The organism is Paenarthrobacter sp. (assembly GCF_031180005.1).
Classification (GTDB): domain Bacteria; phylum Actinomycetota; class Actinomycetes; order Actinomycetales; family Micrococcaceae; genus Arthrobacter.
The window spans coordinates 1-16,812 of sequence record NZ_JAPSHI010000025.1; the positions used below are offsets into that span (position 1 = coordinate 1).

General features: G+C 62.4%; 13 protein-coding genes and 1 rRNA gene. 9 read left to right on the forward strand and 5 right to left on the reverse strand.

Annotated elements, in window-relative coordinates:
- Positions 1-9: 9 nt before the first annotated feature.
- The 3 genes from rrf to RIF72_RS16000 all read left to right on the forward strand — a co-directional run bounded on the left by rrf (position 10) and on the right by RIF72_RS16000 (position 1,238).
- Positions 10-126, forward strand: a 5S ribosomal RNA gene (gene rrf / locus RIF72_RS15990).
- A 103-nt stretch (positions 127-229) separates the two neighbouring features.
- Positions 230-724, forward strand: a complete 495-nt coding sequence (locus tag RIF72_RS15995; protein WP_309075827.1) for an SRPBCC domain-containing protein — start codon at positions 230-232, stop codon at positions 722-724.
- Positions 717-1,238, forward strand: coding sequence for a GNAT family N-acetyltransferase (locus tag RIF72_RS16000; protein ID WP_375164240.1), 522 nt, complete (start codon positions 717-719; stop codon positions 1,236-1,238). Before RIF72_RS15995 ends, RIF72_RS16000 begins: the two co-directional genes overlap by 8 nt.
- Before the next feature lie 7 nt (positions 1,239-1,245).
- On the opposite strand, the gene RIF72_RS16005 is transcribed toward RIF72_RS16000, so the two are convergent.
- Entirely contained in the window at positions 1,246-2,268 is a 1,023-nt protein-coding gene (locus RIF72_RS16005; RefSeq protein ID WP_309075828.1) for a LacI family DNA-binding transcriptional regulator, read from the reverse strand.
- A 20-nt stretch (positions 2,269-2,288) separates the two neighbouring features.
- Complete coding sequence (locus tag RIF72_RS16010; RefSeq protein WP_309075829.1) at positions 2,289-4,046, reverse strand: glycoside hydrolase family 13 protein; 1,758 nt, start codon at positions 4,044-4,046, stop codon at positions 2,289-2,291.
- A gap of 208 nt (positions 4,047-4,254) precedes the next feature.
- Here RIF72_RS16010 and RIF72_RS16015 point away from each other — a divergent pair, with 208 nt between their 5' ends.
- The 6 genes from RIF72_RS16015 (at position 4,255) to RIF72_RS16040 (ending at position 12,440) form a co-directional block, all read left to right on the forward strand.
- Entirely contained in the window at positions 4,255-5,553 is a 1,299-nt protein-coding gene (locus RIF72_RS16015; RefSeq protein ID WP_309075830.1) for a maltose ABC transporter substrate-binding protein, read from the forward strand.
- 97 nt (positions 5,554-5,650) lie between these two features.
- A complete protein-coding gene (locus RIF72_RS16020; RefSeq protein WP_309075831.1) occupies positions 5,651-7,306 on the forward strand; it encodes an ABC transporter permease subunit in 1,656 nt (551 codons plus the stop codon).
- The gene (locus RIF72_RS16025; protein ID WP_309075832.1) at positions 7,306-8,238 is read left to right on the forward strand and encodes a sugar ABC transporter permease; all 933 of its coding nucleotides are present in this window, start codon (positions 7,306-7,308) and stop codon (positions 8,236-8,238) included. Before RIF72_RS16020 ends, RIF72_RS16025 begins: the two co-directional genes overlap by 1 nt.
- A 2-nt stretch (positions 8,239-8,240) precedes the next feature.
- Positions 8,241-10,190 (forward strand): glycoside hydrolase family 13 protein, encoded by a 1,950-nt coding sequence (locus RIF72_RS16030; protein WP_309075833.1) that lies wholly within the window; start codon positions 8,241-8,243, stop codon positions 10,188-10,190.
- Positions 10,191-10,291: 101 nt separating this feature from the next.
- Positions 10,292-11,755, forward strand: coding sequence for an FAD-binding oxidoreductase (locus RIF72_RS16035; protein ID WP_309075834.1), 1,464 nt, complete (start codon positions 10,292-10,294; stop codon positions 11,753-11,755).
- Between the two features lie 196 nt (positions 11,756-11,951).
- Complete coding sequence (locus tag RIF72_RS16040) at positions 11,952-12,440, forward strand: pyridoxamine 5'-phosphate oxidase family protein (RefSeq protein WP_309075835.1); 489 nt, start codon at positions 11,952-11,954, stop codon at positions 12,438-12,440.
- Between the two features lie 30 nt (positions 12,441-12,470).
- Here RIF72_RS16040 and RIF72_RS16045 read toward each other — a convergent pair whose 3' ends face one another.
- The 3 genes from RIF72_RS16045 to RIF72_RS16055 form a co-directional block, all read right to left on the reverse strand.
- On the reverse strand, positions 12,471-13,886 hold the full coding sequence (locus RIF72_RS16045; protein WP_309075836.1) for a DUF4032 domain-containing protein: 1,416 nt from the start codon (positions 13,884-13,886) through the stop codon (positions 12,471-12,473).
- Positions 13,883-15,460: a beta-N-acetylhexosaminidase gene (locus RIF72_RS16050; protein ID WP_309075837.1), complete on the reverse strand. Its 1,578-nt coding sequence runs from the start codon at positions 15,458-15,460 to the stop codon at positions 13,883-13,885. The genes RIF72_RS16045 and RIF72_RS16050 overlap by 4 nt, the downstream gene beginning before the upstream one ends.
- A gap of 104 nt (positions 15,461-15,564) precedes the next feature.
- Positions 15,565-16,647: an ABC transporter ATP-binding protein gene (locus RIF72_RS16055; protein ID WP_017199921.1), complete on the reverse strand. Its 1,083-nt coding sequence runs from the start codon at positions 16,645-16,647 to the stop codon at positions 15,565-15,567.
- Positions 16,648-16,812: the final 165 nt, after the last annotated feature.

Genomic DNA, 16,812 nt, shown 5'->3' on the forward strand with positions numbered 1-16,812 from the left:
TAACAAGGTTACGGCGGTCATAGCGTGGGGGAAACGCCCGGTCCCATTCCGAACCCGGAAGCTAAGACCCACAGCGCCGATGGTACTGCACCCGGGAGGGTGTGGGAGAGTAGGACACCGCCGGACATAATTTGAAAAGAGCCCCGACCATCACGGTCGGGGCTCTTTGCATTTAACACTCCTCATTAACCCAAGTGTGTGCCTCCTGCCCCCGGTAGAGTTGGTGGTCATGGAAAACCTCTTCAGCCACCCCGAGTCGGAGCCCGAGCCGTCCCAGCAGGACAACGATGCTTTGGAGCCCTTCATCATCACCGTCGTGGTCCCCACCAACGTCTCTCATGCCTTTCAAGGATTCACGGATCACCCGCATCTTTGGTGGCCGCTTGAACAGGAGAGCGTGTTCGGCGAGGGATCACATGTTGAGTTCGAAGAGAACCTGATCCTCGAGACGGCCGAGGATGGACGTACCTCCGTGTGGGGAACCATCGACGATTGGCAGCCGCCATTGTCCTTCCACGCCAGCTGGTATCCCGCGAGCACACCCCTGTGGTCCACCGAGATCCGTGTATCGTTCCGGGCCGTGGAAGAGGGCACTGAGGTTCGCTTGGTCCACGACGGTTGGGAGGGCGCCGAAGACCCCGCGGCCTCGCGCGCGTCCTACGCCGAGGGTTGGCCCCGTGTCCTTGAGCGCTACGTGAGATTCATGGGCGGAGCAGTTGCCTAGGATCCGCAGGCTCCACGCGAAAGATTGGGCCCTGTTGAGGGCCGTCCGCCTGGAGATGCTCAGAGATACGCCCATGGCCTACGTGGAAAGCTTGGATGCTGCGCGCCGGCAAACGGACACCCAGTGGCAGGAGCGAGCTGCCGCGATGTCCGGGGACGCCAGTGTCACCCTGGTTGCCGATGGTGGCGAAGACGGCAGCAAATTCTGCGGTCTGATGCGCGTGGTGGTCAAACATCCCCAGAGCCCGGAGAAACCGCTGCAGGCTATGCTGATCAGCGTGTATGTCGCCCCCGAGCATCGCGGGCTGGGACTGGCTGACGAGCTCCTGAACGAGGCGTGCAGGACCGCAGCGGAAGAACTGGCAGCGGAAAGCATTGAGCTTGGGGTGCATGAGGACAACTCAAGGGCGCTTGCGTTCTACAGGCGTCACGGATTCGAGACAACGGGTGCTAGCCGGCCTTATCCGCAGGACACGTCAAAGCTGGAGCTCGTGATGGAACGGCCGCCGCCCTAAGGGGCTGCTAGGAGGCGCCGGGCCTGGGCACTGCGGTACTCGTCCGTACCACCAGCTTGGTTGGGTGCTCCGTGTCTGCAGGTTCCAGAACCAGTCCATTGTTGATCGCACCCAGCAGGGTGCGCACGGCCAATGCCCCCTGCCCCTTGGCGTCCTGGTCGATGGTGGTCAGGCCAAGGACATTGCCCAGGTCGTGCCCGTCGATGCCCATGACCGAGAGATCGTCAGGGATGCGCAAGCCGAAGTCCCGGGCGGCCAGGATAGTGCCGATTGCCATTTCGTCCGACGCTGCGAAAACGGCCGTAGGACGCTCAGGTGCGCTGGCCAGCAATTGCCGCGCGGCCCCGTAGGCGCCTTCTATGGTGAAGTCCGCAGAAACTATCCATTCGGGCCTGACCGGGCAGCCGGCGTCGTTCATTGCCTTTTCAAAACCGCTGCGGCGGGTTCCCGGCAGGTGGAAGTCTTGGTCATAGGCTTCATGGCCGGTGATGTGCGCTATCTTGGTGTGGCCCAGACCCAGTAAGTGGTTGGTGGCTTTGTGCGCGATCCCGGAGTCGTCGATCCTGATGGTGGAAGCCCCTGGCAAGGGGCCACCGATACCTACTATGGGGCGGTGCACTGCGTGAAGCTGCTCGATTTCGTCTTCGCTGAGCTCCAGGGATACTGCAATGACCGCATCCACCCGCTTGCGAAGCAGGAAGTCGCTGAAGACGCTCTGCCGGTGCGCGGGGTTTTCACCGATGTTATAGAGGGTGAGATCGTAGCCAGCCTCCAACAACGCGGCTGAGGCGCCCTCGATCACCGCTGAGAAGAACCAGCGGTGGACCGAGGGCACCACCAAGCCGACATTGTGCGTGCGCCCGGAGGCCAGGCTCGACGCATGGTAGGAAAGCACGAATCCCAACTCCGCAGCTGCGGCACGGGCACGTTCGCGGCTTGTGGGAGAGACGTTGCCCTTCCCGCTCAGCGCCCGTGAGACCGTGGCAACGGACAGCCCTGCTCGCTCGGCTACGTCCTTGATGCCGGTCATGCTGCTCCTTGGGGGAAAAGTTAGCTGGCTGTGAGCCAGATTGTCTCCCCCGAGCCTAGTAGATCCACGCCTGGTAGATCAGCGCCTGGTAAATCGCTGCCTTCTCCAGCGGAGCTCCGCAGGATCGTTTCGCCGGCCGGAAGTGGCATGGCCTCAGCCCCGACGTTCATGATCACCAGGGTGTTGCCGTTGAGGTAGGCGAGAGAGGTCTCACTGCAGTAGTCCTCCACCCAGGCGAGGGAGCCCTCGCCGAGCCGGTGCGTGGCCCGGAGGGCGAGCATCCGGCGGTACAGGTTAAGGTGCGACGCCGGATCTGACTCTTGCTTATCCCTTGCCAGCGCGGGCCAGGACTCTGGCTGGGGCAACCAAGGGTCCATGCCGTTGCCGAACCCGGAGTGTGGTTCGGAGGAACGCCAAGGGAGCGGCACGCGGCAGCCATCGCGGCCAATGCGGGCTCCGCCGGTGCGGGCGAACGTGGGGTCCTGGCGCAGGCTGCCTGGGATGCTGGAAGAATCGGGCAGGCCCAGCTCTTCGCCCTGGTAAAGGTAGGCGCCGCCCGGGAGACCAAGCATGAACATGGTGGCCGCGGCAGCGCGTCGTCGTCCGAGTTCTTCATTGGGCTGAACGTCATCAGGCCCAATGCCGTCACCGTCGCGGGGCCCTGGTCCGTCATAGCCGAAACGGGACACGTGCCTTACGACATCGTGGTTGGACAACACCCAGGTGCTCGGGGCACCTACGGCGTCCAGTGAGACCAGCGAGTCCGTGATGATGTGGCGGAGGCGGTTCACGTCCAATCCTGCGTGCAGGTAAGGGAAGTTGAAGGCCTGGTGCATTTCGTCGGGGCGGACCCATTGCGCCAGACGGGGGAGCGGGTCGACGTTCGCTTCAGCGCAAAGGATGCGGTCCGGTCCGTACTCTTCCAGGATGGACCGCCACCGGCGGTAGATATCGTGCAAGGCCGGCTGGCCGAACATGGGAGCGTCCTGGCCCGGGAAGCCGTCGGTGCTGTTGCCGTCTGCACGCCCACCCCAGTTGGGGAGGCCGGCAGCCTTGACCAGCGCATGGGCAACGTCCACCCGGAAGCCGGAGATGCCGCGGTCCAGCCAGAAGCGTAGGACGCGTTCAAACTCGGCGTGGACGGCTGGGTTGTCCCAATTGAAGTCCGGCTGTGAAGAGTCGAAGAGGTGCAGGAACCACTGACCGGGCTGACCGTTGGATTCGATGATGCGTGTCCATGCTGGGCCACCGAAGTGCGATTGCCAGTTGTTGGGTGGCTCGTTGCCGTCAGGTCCCAGGCCGTCCCGGAAGATGAACATGTCCCGTTCTGCACTGTTCGGCCCCGCAATCAATGCTGCCTGGAAAGCGACGTGCTGGTCGGAACAGTGGTTGGGGACGAGGTCCGCGATGACGCGCAGGTTGAGCCTGTTGGCCTCTGCGATGAGGGCGTCGAAGTGGTGCAGGGTGCCGAAGAGGGGGTCGACGTCGCAGTAGTCGCTGACGTCGTATCCTGCATCCCGCTGAGGTGATCGATAGAAGGGGGAGAGCCACACGGCGTCGACTCCCAATGCCGCCAACTGTGGTAGTTCGGCGGTGATGCCCGCCAGGTCTCCTATGCCGTCACCGTTGAGGTCCCGGAAGGATCGCGGATAGATCTGGTAGATCACAGCGGAACGCCACCATCCGTGCGCCGTTGAGGCGTCGTGGATCGGGGTCACATGCGTGAAAACAGTAGTGGGCTCGGGGCTCGCAACCGAGAGCAGGGAATCAACGGACATGAACACATCGTAGAAGAGAATCCGGAAGATTGTAAACGTTTCCAGTCCTAAGGGTGCTGTCTTTGCGGCACCCAGGTGGGGTGGGCTTTTCAAATATGCTGCTTCCCCTGTAGTGTGTGGAAGCGCTTGCAGTTGTGAGCCATGTCACCGGCGAAGCGACGGGTCCTAGACCCCTTGCCGCCGAAGCAAAAGAACGAAAGGGACACCAATGAAGGTGCACAATACCCTCGCGACTCACACCACCCGGCGCATTTTCGCCACCGGGGCGCTCTCGGTGGCCGCAGCCTTTGCACTGAGTGCGTGCGGTGGAAGCGCCTCCACCGCGCCGAGCTCGGAAGCTGCAAAACCGGACCTTAAGGCCGCAGGAGCTGGTGTTATCACCATGTGGGTGGACGCCGAGCGTTCCCCGGCATTGAAGGACATCACAGAGAAGTTCAAGTCCGATACCGGCATCGAGGTGAAGCTCGTGGTCAAGGACTTTGCCGCTGTGCGCGACGACTTCATCACCCAGGTGCCAACCGGGCAGGGGCCGGACTTGATTGTCGGACCCCATGACTGGATTGGAAAGTTCGTCCAGAACGGCGTGATCGCACCTGTCGAGCTGGGAGACAAAGCCGGACAGTTCCAGGATTCTTCCCTCAAAGCCATGACCTACAACGGCGCTGTCTACGGCGTCCCTTACGCCATCGAAAACATTGCCCTGCTGCGCAACACCAGCATCGTGGACAGCAAAGCTGCCACCTTGGACGAAGTAGTGGCCAACGGTAAGAAAGCCGTGGCAGACGGCAAAGCCACTTTCCCATTCCTGGTGGGCATGGACCCGAAGCAGGGCGACCCATACCACCTGTACCCGCTGCAGTCCTCCATGGGTTCACAGGTGTTCGGTAAGAACGCCGACGGCGAATATGATCCCAAGCAGCTCCTCATCGGTGACGCTGCCGGCGTCGAATTCGCCAAGAAGCTGGCTGCCTGGGGCGACGCCGGCGAGAAGATCATCAACTCCAACATCACGGGTGACATTGCCAAGGAGAAGTTCCTGGCCGGCGAATCCCCGTACTTCGTGACGGGCCCGTGGAACGTTCCGGATGTCCAGAAGAAGGGCATCAAGTTCTCCGTAGATGAGCTGCCCACCGCGGGCAACGAGCCCGCCCAGCCGTTCATCGGCGTCAACGGCTTCTTCATCAGCGCCAAGAGTGCCAATGCCTTGGCCACCAACGAGTTCGTCACCAACTACCTCACCTCCGAGGCGGCGCAGGACTCCATGTATGCAGCAGGAGGACGGCCCCCGGCCCTCAAGGCGTCGTTCGAGAAGGCGGCCAGCGACCCCGTGGTTGAGGCGTTCGGCAAGATCGGTGCCACCGGTGTTCCCATGCCGGCCATCCCGGAAATGAGCGCGGTGTGGGCCGACTGGGGTGCCACTGAGCTGGCCATCATCAAGGGCCAAGGCGACCCGGCCGAGGCCTGGACCAAGATGGCCGACAGCATCAAGTCCAAGATCGGCGGCTAACACCACAACCGGATAACTCCACCGGTCTGCCCCGGGCCGGGCGGCACTCCACCGCCCGGCCCTGCCTGCCGCCAACCGCTTCACCCAAGGATCCACAATGCCAAAACCAGATCTCCGCGAACTGCCCTCCAGCCAAGGCCAAGCGGCCCCGGCTGAGGCTGTCAGCAGCGCCCGACGTCAAGCCAAACCCGCGCGCCCAGCCAAGCCCGCACGCCATCCGGATTCCCTCAAGGGCACCATCCTCAAAGTTGTCCTGCTGGGACTTGTGGACGCCTTCGCGGTGTACGTCCTGATGATGCTTTTCCTCAGCCAGTCGTGGGCGGCACTGGCGGTGTCGTCCCTGGTGGTTCTGGCGATTAACTGGATCTACCTCCGAAAGGGCGGGCTCCCGGCCAAATACTTGGCTCCTGGGGTGCTGTTCCTGCTGGTGTTCCAAGTCCTGGTGGTGGTGTTCAGCGGCTACATCGCCTTTACCAACTACGGAGACGGGCACAACAGCACTAAGGACGATGCCATTTCGGCCATCCAGCTGACAGCGCAGAAACGCGTCCCGGATTCGCCTGCGTACAAGGCTTCCGTGCTGACCAAGGACAACGAGTTCTATCTGCTGTTCACCGATCCGGCAGGGAAGGCGCAATTCGGCAGTAGCGAAGATCCGCTCGCCGAAGCCCCGGACGCCGGCAAAGACTCAACGGGCAAGGCCAACTCCTTGCCGGGCTACCAGACACTGAAGTTCCAGGAGATCGTGGCCAACCAGCAGGAGATCCTGAAGGTCACAGTCCCGGTTTCGGAGGATCCCGCCGATGGAACGTTGCGCACAGCCGACGGCAGCACGGCTTATCAGTTCAAACCGGCGCTCAACTACGACGCCGCTACGGATACCTTCGTGGACACCGAAACCGGCACGGAATACCGCGACAACGGCAAGGGCGCGTTTGCTGATGCCAACGGAGAGACCTTGGCTACCGGCTGGAAAATCGATGTCGGGATGGACAACTTCGTCCGGGCCTTCACAGATCCCAGCCTTCGCGGACCGCTGCTGGGCGTGATCCTCTGGACGTTCACGTTCTCCATCGCATCCGTCGCCCTCACCTTTGTGATGGGCCTCTTCCTGGCCATGACGTTCAACCGTGAGGACCTCCGCGGTAAGAAGGCTTACCGGATCCTGATGATCCTGCCCTACGCTTTCCCCGCCTTCCTGTCCGGCCTGGTGTGGTCCGGCATCCTCAACCCCGAGTTCGGCTGGCTGAACCAAACATTGCTCGGCGGCGCGAACATCGGCTGGCTTACGGACCCGGTCCTGGCCAAAATCAGCGTGCTTGTGGTCAATGTGTGGCTTGGGTTCCCGTACATGTTCCTGGTCTGCACCGGCGCCCTGCAATCCCTGCCATCTGAAATCGATGAGGCAGCCCGAATGGACGGAGCCTCAGCTTGGCGGGTGTTCCGTTCCATCAAATTGCCACTGTTGCTGGTATCCGTGGCACCGCTGTTGATCTCCTCCTTCGCCTTCAACTTCAACAACTTCAACGTCATCTACATGCTCACCGGCGGTGGGCCGCGCTTCGCGGACACTGACCGCGATATCGGCGCCACAGACATCCTCATCACGCTGGTGTACAAGGTTGCATTCGGCCAGGGAACCGGGCGCGATTACGGCCTGGCCAGCGCGCTCGCCATCATCATCTTCATCATCGTGGCCACCATTTCGGCCATCAGCTTCAAGCAGACCAAAGCACTCGAGGACGTGAACTGATGAGCGTACGCACACTCGCCTCCAGCAAGGAAAAGACGTTCGACGGCGGCCCCTCGCCGCTGGCTCCCAAGCGCCGTCCCTTTGGGGTCTGGTTCAAGGACAAAGGCTGGCGGCATGTGGTGGGCGTCGTCACCACGATCTTCGCCGTCTTCCCGCTCCTCTATGTTTTGTCCGCTGCCTTGGATTCCAATGGCACGCTTGTGGGTTCCAACGGACTGTTTTCCAGGTTCGACACGGGCAATTTCGTGGCGCTCTTCAGCGACCCCACTCGACCTTTCGGCCGCTGGTTCGTAAACACTCTGGTGGTGGGTACGGTGACGTCCGCTGCTACCGTCTTCCTTGGCGCCATGGCCGCGTACGCATTCTCCCGTATGCGCTTCAAGGGCCGCCGGATGGGTCTCTTGACCCTCCTCCTGCTGCAGATGTTCCCGCAACTGTTGGCGGTGGTCGCGATCTTCCTGCTCCTCAGCGGAATCTCACAGGTCATTCCCGCTTTGGGCCTGGGCAGTCAGCTGGGCCTCATCATGGTCTACCTTGGCGGCGCGCTGGGCGTGAACACCTACCTGATGTACGGGTTCTTCAACACAGTTCCGCAGTCACTGGATGAAGCCGCAAAGATTGATGGTGCCAGCCACGTCCAGATCTTCTTCGGCATCATCCTGCGCCTGGTCACGCCCATTCTGGCGGTGGTTGGTCTGTTGGCCTTCATCGGCATTTCCAGCGAGTTCGTCATCGCCAGCGTAGTGCTGACCGACCCGGACAGCCAGACGCTCGCCGTGGGCCTCTATTCCTATGTCGCCCAGCAACGATCCGAGAACTGGGGTGTTTTCGCGGCCGGTGCCGTAATCGCCGCGATCCCCGTCATGGCACTGTTCCTCTTCCTGCAAAAGTACATCGTCAGTGGCCTCACTGCCGGCTCCGTGAAAGGCTGACGATGCCCATCGCCCTTCCCCACCACGATGGGTCCGCGCTGTACTCACCCGGGTCCGTGTCCCTCGGCGAAACCGTCCGGCTCCGTGTGCGTGTCCCGTCGGGGTGGGGACCGGCGTCGAAAGTCTGGGTCCGTTCTGTCCAGGACGGTGAACCCCGTTACGACGCCGCCATCCGGCTGGGCACTGCCGATGGCTGGGAATGGTGGGAAGCGGCGATGCTCGTGGCGAATCCGGTGGCGAAGTACCGCTTCCTGCTGGAGGTCTCCGTATCACACGACGACGATGCTCCAGTTAGAGCCGCAGGTACGGTGGGGCGGCGGTACTGGAACCTCAACGCCCAAGGCCTGTTCGCACGGGACGTTTCCGATTCAGCAGACTTCAGGCTGACGGCGTTCGCCCCGCCACCGGAGTGGCTGGGCAAGGGCACCATGTACCAGGTGTTTCCGGACCGGTTCGCCCGATCCACGCAAGCGGACGGACATCCCACGCCGGACTGGGCCATCGCTTGCTCCTGGGATACCCCGGTGGTGGGAACGGGCGAGCAAGCCTCCGCACAGTTTTATGGAGGAGACCTTCCCGGGATCACCGGCAAACTGGACCACCTGAAGGAACTGGGCGTGGATGTCCTTTACCTGACTCCCTTCTTCCCAGCACGTTCCAACCACCGTTACGACGCTTCCACCTTCGATTCCGTGGATCCGCTCTTGGGCGGCGACCAGGCCTTGGTGGATTTGGTTGAAGCCGCAAATGCGCGGGACATCCGCGTCATGGGGGATCTCACTGCAAACCACTCCGGCGCTGCCCACGAGTGGTTCGTCAAAGCGCTCGCCGATCCGGGATCAGAGGAAGCAGGCTACTACTACTTCAGCACGGACCATTCCAGCTATGAGTCATGGTGGGGAGTCCCGTCACTACCTAAATTCAACTGGTCCTCGGAAGCACTCCGCCGGCGTTTCGTGACGGACGACGATTCCGTGGTTGCCCGCTGGCTTAAGCCGCCGTTCAATCTGGATGGCTGGAGGATCGACGTCGGCAACATGACGGGTCGTCTGGGCGCGATAGATCTCAACCATGAAGTTGCCCGGCTCATCGCTGACCGCGTGCGTGAGATCAACCCGAACGCGTCCCTGCTCGCTGAGTCCACCTCCGATGCCGCCCCCGACGTCACGGGTGAGCACTGGCAGGGTGCCATGTCGTACTCGAATCTCACCCGGCCGCTATGGTCCTGGCTCGCCAAAGACGCACCTGACGTTAACTTCTTCGGCTCGCCCCAGTCCGGGCCTAACAGGATTCCGGCTGAAGATTTCCTCGCGACGCACCAAGACCTCGCAGCGGGATTTAGCTGGAGTGTGCGACAAAACAACATGAACGCCCTCAATACGCACGACACAGCACGTGCAGCCACGGTGATGGTCGACGGCGGCCCGGAAGTGGGCGCGGTGCTCACCTTCTGTTTGCCGGGACTTCCGGTGCTGTTTGCCGGCGATGAGTTTGGATTCGAGGGGTTCAACGGCGAGGACTCCAGGACTCCCATGCCGTGGGCTGAGTCGGGATCGGATGGTGAGCAGGCTCCTGTGGTCAAGGATTGTGTGGTGAAGGACCTACGATCCGTCTACGCAAGCCTCGTGAGGCTCCGCAGGGAACTGCCTGCGCTGACTGTGGGCGGCGTGCGATGGCTGCACGCAGAGGGCGACGCCATGATCTTTGTCCGGGAAACTGTGGAGTCGTCAGTGCTGGTCTTCGTCTCGAGGGACAATGCCGAGGTGGTGCTCGACGATTCGGTTCTCAGCGACACGCAGCTTAAGGCATTGCTACTGTCTCCACTGCACCACTCCGGAACGGTGGCATCGGCAACTGCCGGTCCATCCGGCGTCGAAGGTGTTTGCCTACGCTCGGAAGGTATCTCCGCAGGAATCTGGGCGATCCCCGGAACCCGGCTTCCCACGCGCTAGAGGGCACCCCAGGCGATGCAGGTGCTGGCTAGACTGGCAAGGAAAAGACTGCGAAGACTGCCGGTTTGGCGTGTCCGCGGTGCTCATGTGGAGGGAAAGCCTTGTCGGACGAAACGGCCATCGCCGGAACATCGGGGGAAAGCATCAAGGAACGCACGGTGGGCCGTGGGGAAGCCACCCAGCCACCTGCCATCGAGGGGATTTTCTTGGAGAAGCTTGCCGCTGGACTTGGTGCTGGGCAGGTGACTGACGATGAAGAAACCCTCAGCGTGTACTCAGTGGATCAAGGACCACTGCTGGAAAGGCACCTGCCCCTGGCTGTGGTGTGGGCCGAGTCCGTGGAAGACGTGCAACACATTGTTCGCAGCTGCGCCGCCCATCAGGTGCCGATCGTTCCCCGGGGTGCCGGGACCGGCGTCTCCGGGGGAGCACACGCGACGCAAGGCTGCATTGTCCTGAGTTTGGAACGGATGAACCGCATCCTGGACCTCAATCCCGACGACGAGACCGCCGTCGTCGAACCCGGCGTCATCAACGCCGATCTGAACGCCGCCGCCGCAGAGCACGGTCTCATGTATGCGCCCGACCCCGCCAGCTACAAAATGTCCACCATCGGCGGCAACGTTGCCACCAACGCCGGAGGACTGCGCTGCGCCAAATACGGCGTAACACGCGATTCCGTGCTGGCCCTGGACGTTGTGATGGCCGACGGCTCACTGATGCATACCGGCCATCAGACTTTCAAAGGCGTCGCAGGCTATGACCTGACCGCGCTGCTGGTGGGCTCCGAAGGGACGCTGGGAATTGTGGTGGGCGTGACTGTCCGCCTGAAATACCTGCCGCGAGAGGTCCACACCATTGCTGCGTTCTACCAAGACTTCCGCAGGGCGGCCGCCGGAGTGCTCGCCGTGGGCAGGGCCCGGGTACAGCCGGCCATCATGGAACTGCTGGATAACGGAACTCTGGTGCAGTTGGATGAAATGCATGGTGGTGACCTCCAGACGCGCGGTAAGTCGCTGCTCCTGATCCAGACCGATGGCTTCGGTGCCGCAGCGGAGGCCGACGTCGTCCGGCAGGTCCTCGCTGAAGGCGGCGCCACGGTGACCACGGAAGTCAGCGCCGAAGCCGAGATGCTGGTGGAAATGCGACGCAACAGCCGCGGCGTCGAAGTGGACGACGAATTCAGGGTGGGGGAGGACATCGCCGTCCCGCGCTCCAGGTTGGTGGACTTTGTTGCCGAACTGGAAGCGATGGCCGCCCGATTCCGCGTGATGCTAAAGGTGGTGGCGCACGCAGGAGACGGCAACCTGCACCCGACGTTCTGGATGGAACGTGTGGACCCTGCTACTGATGCGGCTGCTTTGGAGCGGCTCAACGCGGCGTTGGATGAATCCATCCGGGTAGGCCTCGAGATGGGCGGCACCATCACCGGTGAGCACGGCGTGGGCCAATACAAGCTGCGATGGCTCGGCCTGGAGCAGCCCGAGCCCGTGAGGGAGCTGCAGCGGCGCATCAAGGATCTGTTCGACCCGCAAGGGATTCTGAACCCGGGAAAGGCTATCTAGGCGCGTTCCCGGAGTGGCTGTCTTCGGGGGGCGTCCTGCAGGTTCCCTCCTCACCCAACTAGGTAACAGTTCAGGTCGTTCTCAGGGCTGAGAACGACCTGAACTGTTACCTAGTTGGGAAAACAAGACCGATCCGGCTGCCCGGAACCAAGAGGGGGCCTGTCGAGTGGGACCTCTGCGGCGTATCCTCGGCGATATGACGAACTCACCATCAGGGACTCAACAACCGGAAACACCTGCCACGGAAATCCTGGAAACCAACGAATGCTGGGAGCTCCTTCGCGGCGTCTCAGTGGGCAGACTCGCAGTTGTGGTGGATGACCACCCGGACATCTTTCCCGTGAATTACAAGGTTGATCACGGGACCATGGTGTTCAGGACCGGTGAAGGCACCAAACTTCATGCAGCACTAGGCGACGCGCCTGTGGCCATCGAAGCCGACGGCGTCAACGCCGAAACAGGGGTGGCATGGAGCGTGGTGGCTAAGGGGCAAGCGTCGGCCGTGAAGCTGACGCAGGACGTGCTGGATACCATCGGACTCCTCCTGTTCCCGTGGGAAGCAGGCCAGAAGGACCAGTTCATCCGCATCACACCTAGCGAAGTGACGGGCCGTCGCTTCACGGTTACCCCGGCTATGACGTGGTGGACTCCGTTGGATAATGCCCCCACGGCACGAGGCGAGTAAGCCCTAACACCGGGAACCCGGGAAACTCCACTAGTCGTCCGCGTCCGGGTACTCGTCCGCTTCGTCGTACCGGCCGGATTCCTCCACCTCGACCTCAAGGATCTTGAGCAGCTCCGTGTCCGGGTTCAGCATGATGGCAGCTTCGTCGCGGCGGTGCTGCAACACGGTGTCCAAGTAGGACTGCACTGTCTCCGCCAGGGGAACGTACCTGTCCTGCTTCTGGCTCATGTACCAGCGGTGTTCCAACACTTCATGGACAACTTCCGCGGGCTCCAGTTTCCCAGCGAGGTGCCGTGGAATAGACCGCACAATGGGCTCGAAAATCTGGCTGACCCAGATGTGCGCGCTGATTTCCTCGTCCAGGTCCGGGTTGTTGTCTGCCCGGAACTGGTCCATGTCATTGAGGAGCCTGCGGGCCTGGTTCTCCTGGGCGTCCAAGCCGGTGAGGCGCAGCAACCGCCGCTGGTGGTGCCCGGCGTCGACCACCTTGGGCTGGAGCTGGATGGTGGAGCCGTCCGCCGTGGTCTTGATGGCGTACTCCTCCACATCGAAGCCGAGCTCGTTGAGGCGACGGATGCGGGCCGCCACGCGCCAGCGTTCGCCGAGTTCGAAGGACTCTTTTTCCGTCAGCTCGGTCCAGAGTCGACGGTAGCTGTCCATGATCAGCTCGCTGGTGGCCACGGGGTCCACCTTCTCTTCGATGAGCCCGCCGTCCAGCAGGTCCATCAGTTCACCGGCGATGTTCACCCGGGCGATTTCGAGGTCGTATTCGCGCTGGCCCATGGACAGGTCCGGGTAGAGCTCGCCCGTTTCGGCGTCCACCAGGTACGCGGCGAAGGCGCCGGCATCACGGCGGAACAACGTGTTGGACAGTGAGACGTCACCCCAGTAGAAGCCCACAAGGTGCAGGCGCACCAGCAGCAGCGCCTGGGCATCGATGAGCCTGGTCAGGGTGTCCTTGCGCAGCATCTGGGAGAACAGCGCACGGTACGGCATGGAGAACTTCAGGTGCCGCGTAACCAGTACCGGGTTCAGTGGCTTGCCGTCGGCGGTGGTCCTGCCCGTAATGACAGCAACCGGCTCAACACAGGGGACGTCCAGCCGGGCCAGCTTCCGCAGCATGTGGTATTCGTGGCGGGCAACGTGCTCAGAGGTTTCCTTGATGGCGATCACAGAGCCACCCAAGTGCGCGAAGCGGACGATGTGCCGGGAAATACCACGCGGGAGTGCGGCAAGGTTCTCGGCAGGCCAGTCTTCCAACGCGATGTGCCACGGGAGGTCCAGTAACTCCGGATCTGCCGCAGCGGCCGTGATGTTCAGGGATCCGATGACGCTCGCGGGAGGTGCGGAGTCCTGGGCACTCGCGGCTTCGGTTCGGGGGAGCTTTCCGATCTGCCCGTAGTCGGTGGGTTCGTCGTGCCACTGGGCTTCGTTTTGCTCGCTCATGCCTCAATTGTTCCGTACTGGGAGGGCGGGGTTGTAAACGGCCAGTCCGGCTTGGCGGCCCATTCGACGTCGGGCGCTTCCTGGAAGGTGACACCCTGCTTGGCGAGCCGCTCGCCCAAGGCGCCCAGCCGACGTCGGAAGTCACCGGTGTTCCGGGCTTCCTGACCGGACCACGCAACTTCCGCCAACGAAACCAGCCGCGGGTACAGGAGCCAGTAGGCCTGTTGGTTGTTTCGGACCGTCTCGGTCCAGAGAGGGCCTTCGACGCCGAGGATATTGTGGTCTTCCAGGCCGCCCTGGGCAGGATCCCAGTTGTAGTACTCGGCCCAGGTGAAGGGTCCTCCTTCAACCCACTGGAGTCCGATGGGGCTGCTGTCGTTGTACTTCTGATCCAGGTAGCTGTTGGCTGCGGGGGACATGATGACCTTGGAACCGCCCTCACCAGCCTGCCGCACCACGGGAGCGAAATCGCCGTGCCAGTACTGGATCACGGAACCTTCAGGAAGCTCGACGGCGGCGAATTCGTTCCAGCCCACCACGGACTTTCCGGTGTCCGCGCCGATTCGGACGAACTGCTGCACCATCTCGACGTACTCGTCGTGGCCGGTTACCAGGGCTTCGTCGCCGCCAATGTGGAGGTATGGGCCTACCGTGATGGCCGCGAGCTGGCCGAGGACTTCCCGGACGAACTCGTAGGTGGCAGGCAAGTTCGCGCTGAGGGTTGACCAGCCCACCTCCGCGGTGGTTCTCATGGCTTTTGCGACGCCGTCCGGGTTGAGCTGCGGAATGGCGGCGAGGGCGGAATTGACGTGTCCCGGGAGATCGATCTCTGGGACAACCAGGACGTTCTTGCTGGCGGCGTAGGCTTGGATGTCCTTGAAGTCCTGCTGAGTGTAAAACCCTTCGCGGCCCCGTGCAGGCATCGCCGTGTGGACCTCGACAGCTCCTCGGCCGCCCACCGCGGTGAGATTCGCGTAGGGCATTCCGGAAGGGTTGCGCGCAGACCCGGGATCGTGGATCTCGATCCGCCATGCTTGATCGTCAGTAAGGTGCAGGTGCAGGGTGTTCAGCTTGAACTGCGTCATGACGTCGATCTGCTCCTTCACCTCCTCCACTGTGAAGAAGTTGCGGGCAACGTCCAGCATGAGGCCGCGGTACGCGAAGCGAGGCGTATCGAAAATTTCGACGGCGGGAATCACCCAGGTGTGTTCGCTTGAGTCAGCGCCCTCAACGGCCGCCGGTAAGAGCTGGCGAAGCGTCTGGATTCCGTTAAAAAGTCCCGCGGCAGTGGAGGCCGTAAGCCTGACCCCGCCCTCGGTGACGCTGATCGCGTAAGCTTCCGCGCCGCCGTCGAACGCTTCCACCAGCTCCAGTGTGATGTCGCCTGGCCGGGTGTCCTCAACTATCGGCAGTCCAAAACCGGTGCCGCGGCGCAACACGGTGGCGAGCTGCTCAGCGACCGGTACCGCCAGGTGGGCAGCGGTGATCCGTGCTGTGAGTGTGAGGGTGAAAGCCGGGCCATCCAGGAGCGCCACGTGCGAAGGCCGTGGGATCAGGTTATCTGTAGTGTTCATGCCGTTCTTTCACAGGAGTTAGGTTAACGCGAGAGCGGCCCGACCGGGAGGGGTCGGGCCGCTATCACAATGCAGACGTACAGACGCGTCAGCGCCGGTGGGGACTAGTCGCCCAGGCGAAGGCCGGTCTTCGTGTCGAACAAGTGCACGTGGCCGGACTGCGGACGAACGAAGATGGACTCGCCCTTCATCGGGGGGCGACGACCGTCGACGCGTGCAACGATGTCGTGGCTCTTGCCATCAAGGATGGTGTGGCCGTAGACGTAGGCGTCGGCGCCGAGTTCTTCGACAACGTCAACCTCAACCTGGAGGCCTTCGCCGTTGCCGACAGTCTCGAGGTCTTCCGGACGGGAACCGACCGTGACGGTCTGGCCGTGCGCCTCTTCGAGGACGTCGCGCGGCACGGGGTAAACCGTTCCGCCGAACTGCACGCCGCCGTCGACTACAGGCAGTTCAAGCAGGTTCATGGCCGGGGAGCCGATGAAGCCTGCAACGAAGACGTTCTGCGGGCGGTCATAGAGGTTGCGCGGGGTGTCGACCTGCTGCAGCAGGCCGTCCTTCAGGACTGCAACACGGTCGCCCATGGTCATTGCTTCGACCTGGTCGTGCGTCACGTAAACCGTGGTGACGCCGAGGCGACGGGTCAGGGATGCGATCTGCGTACGGGTCTGGACGCGGAGCTTGGCGTCAAGGTTTGAAAGCGGCTCATCCATGAGGAAGACCTGCGGGTTACGAACGATTGCACGGCCCATGGCAACACGCTGGCGCTGACCACCGGAGAGGGCCTTCGGCTTGCGGTCCAGGTACTGCTCAAGGTCGAGAAGCTTGGCGGCTTCGCGGACACGCTCGGCACGCTCTTCCTTGGAGACGCCGGCGATCTTAAGGGCGAAGCCCATGTTGTCCGCAACGGTCATGTGCGGGTACAGGGCGTAGTTCTGGAAGACCATTGCGATGTCGCGGTCCTTCGGCGGGACGTCCGTGACGTCACGATCACCGATCAGGATGCGGCCGGCGTTGACGTCCTCAAGGCCTGCGAGCATGCGCAGCGAGGTGGACTTACCGCAACCGGAGGGTCCAACGAGGACCAGGAATTCGCCATCGGCGATGTCGATGTTGAGCTTATCGACGGCGGGCTTATCTGTGCCCGGGTACAGACGCGTAGCGTTATCAAAAGTAACTGTAGCCACAGTTATCAATCCCTTCACCGGCAGGTACGTGCCGGACGATCCGTTGTGAATGGTTCATTTTCTTCAGTTGAACTCCCCGGCCAATGGCCGGGGAGGATCGCGTGACGCCGCACGGTACTGTGCGTCACATCACAACCAAGAGTATGTCAGACTTTTTGACTAACT

Coding starts and splice junctions, on each gene's coding strand:
- RIF72_RS16025 (WP_309075832.1), top strand. CDS start 7,306: ATGAGCGTACGCACACTCGCCTCCAGCAAGGAAAAGACGTTCGACGGC.
- RIF72_RS16015 (WP_309075830.1), top strand. CDS start 4,255: ATGAAGGTGCACAATACCCTCGCGACTCACACCACCCGGCGCATTTTC.
- RIF72_RS15995 (WP_309075827.1), top strand. CDS start 230: ATGGAAAACCTCTTCAGCCACCCCGAGTCGGAGCCCGAGCCGTCCCAG.
- RIF72_RS16005 (WP_309075828.1), bottom strand. CDS start 2,268: ATGACCGGCATCAAGGACGTAGCCGAGCGAGCAGGGCTGTCCGTTGCC.
- RIF72_RS16045 (WP_309075836.1), bottom strand. CDS start 13,886: ATGAGCGAGCAAAACGAAGCCCAGTGGCACGACGAACCCACCGACTAC.
- RIF72_RS16040 (WP_309075835.1), top strand. CDS start 11,952: ATGACGAACTCACCATCAGGGACTCAACAACCGGAAACACCTGCCACG.
- RIF72_RS16050 (WP_309075837.1), bottom strand. CDS start 15,460: ATGAACACTACAGATAACCTGATCCCACGGCCTTCGCACGTGGCGCTC.
- RIF72_RS16020 (WP_309075831.1), top strand. CDS start 5,651: ATGCCAAAACCAGATCTCCGCGAACTGCCCTCCAGCCAAGGCCAAGCG.
- RIF72_RS16010 (WP_309075829.1), bottom strand. CDS start 4,046: ATGTCCGTTGATTCCCTGCTCTCGGTTGCGAGCCCCGAGCCCACTACT.
- RIF72_RS16030 (WP_309075833.1), top strand. CDS start 8,241: ATGCCCATCGCCCTTCCCCACCACGATGGGTCCGCGCTGTACTCACCC.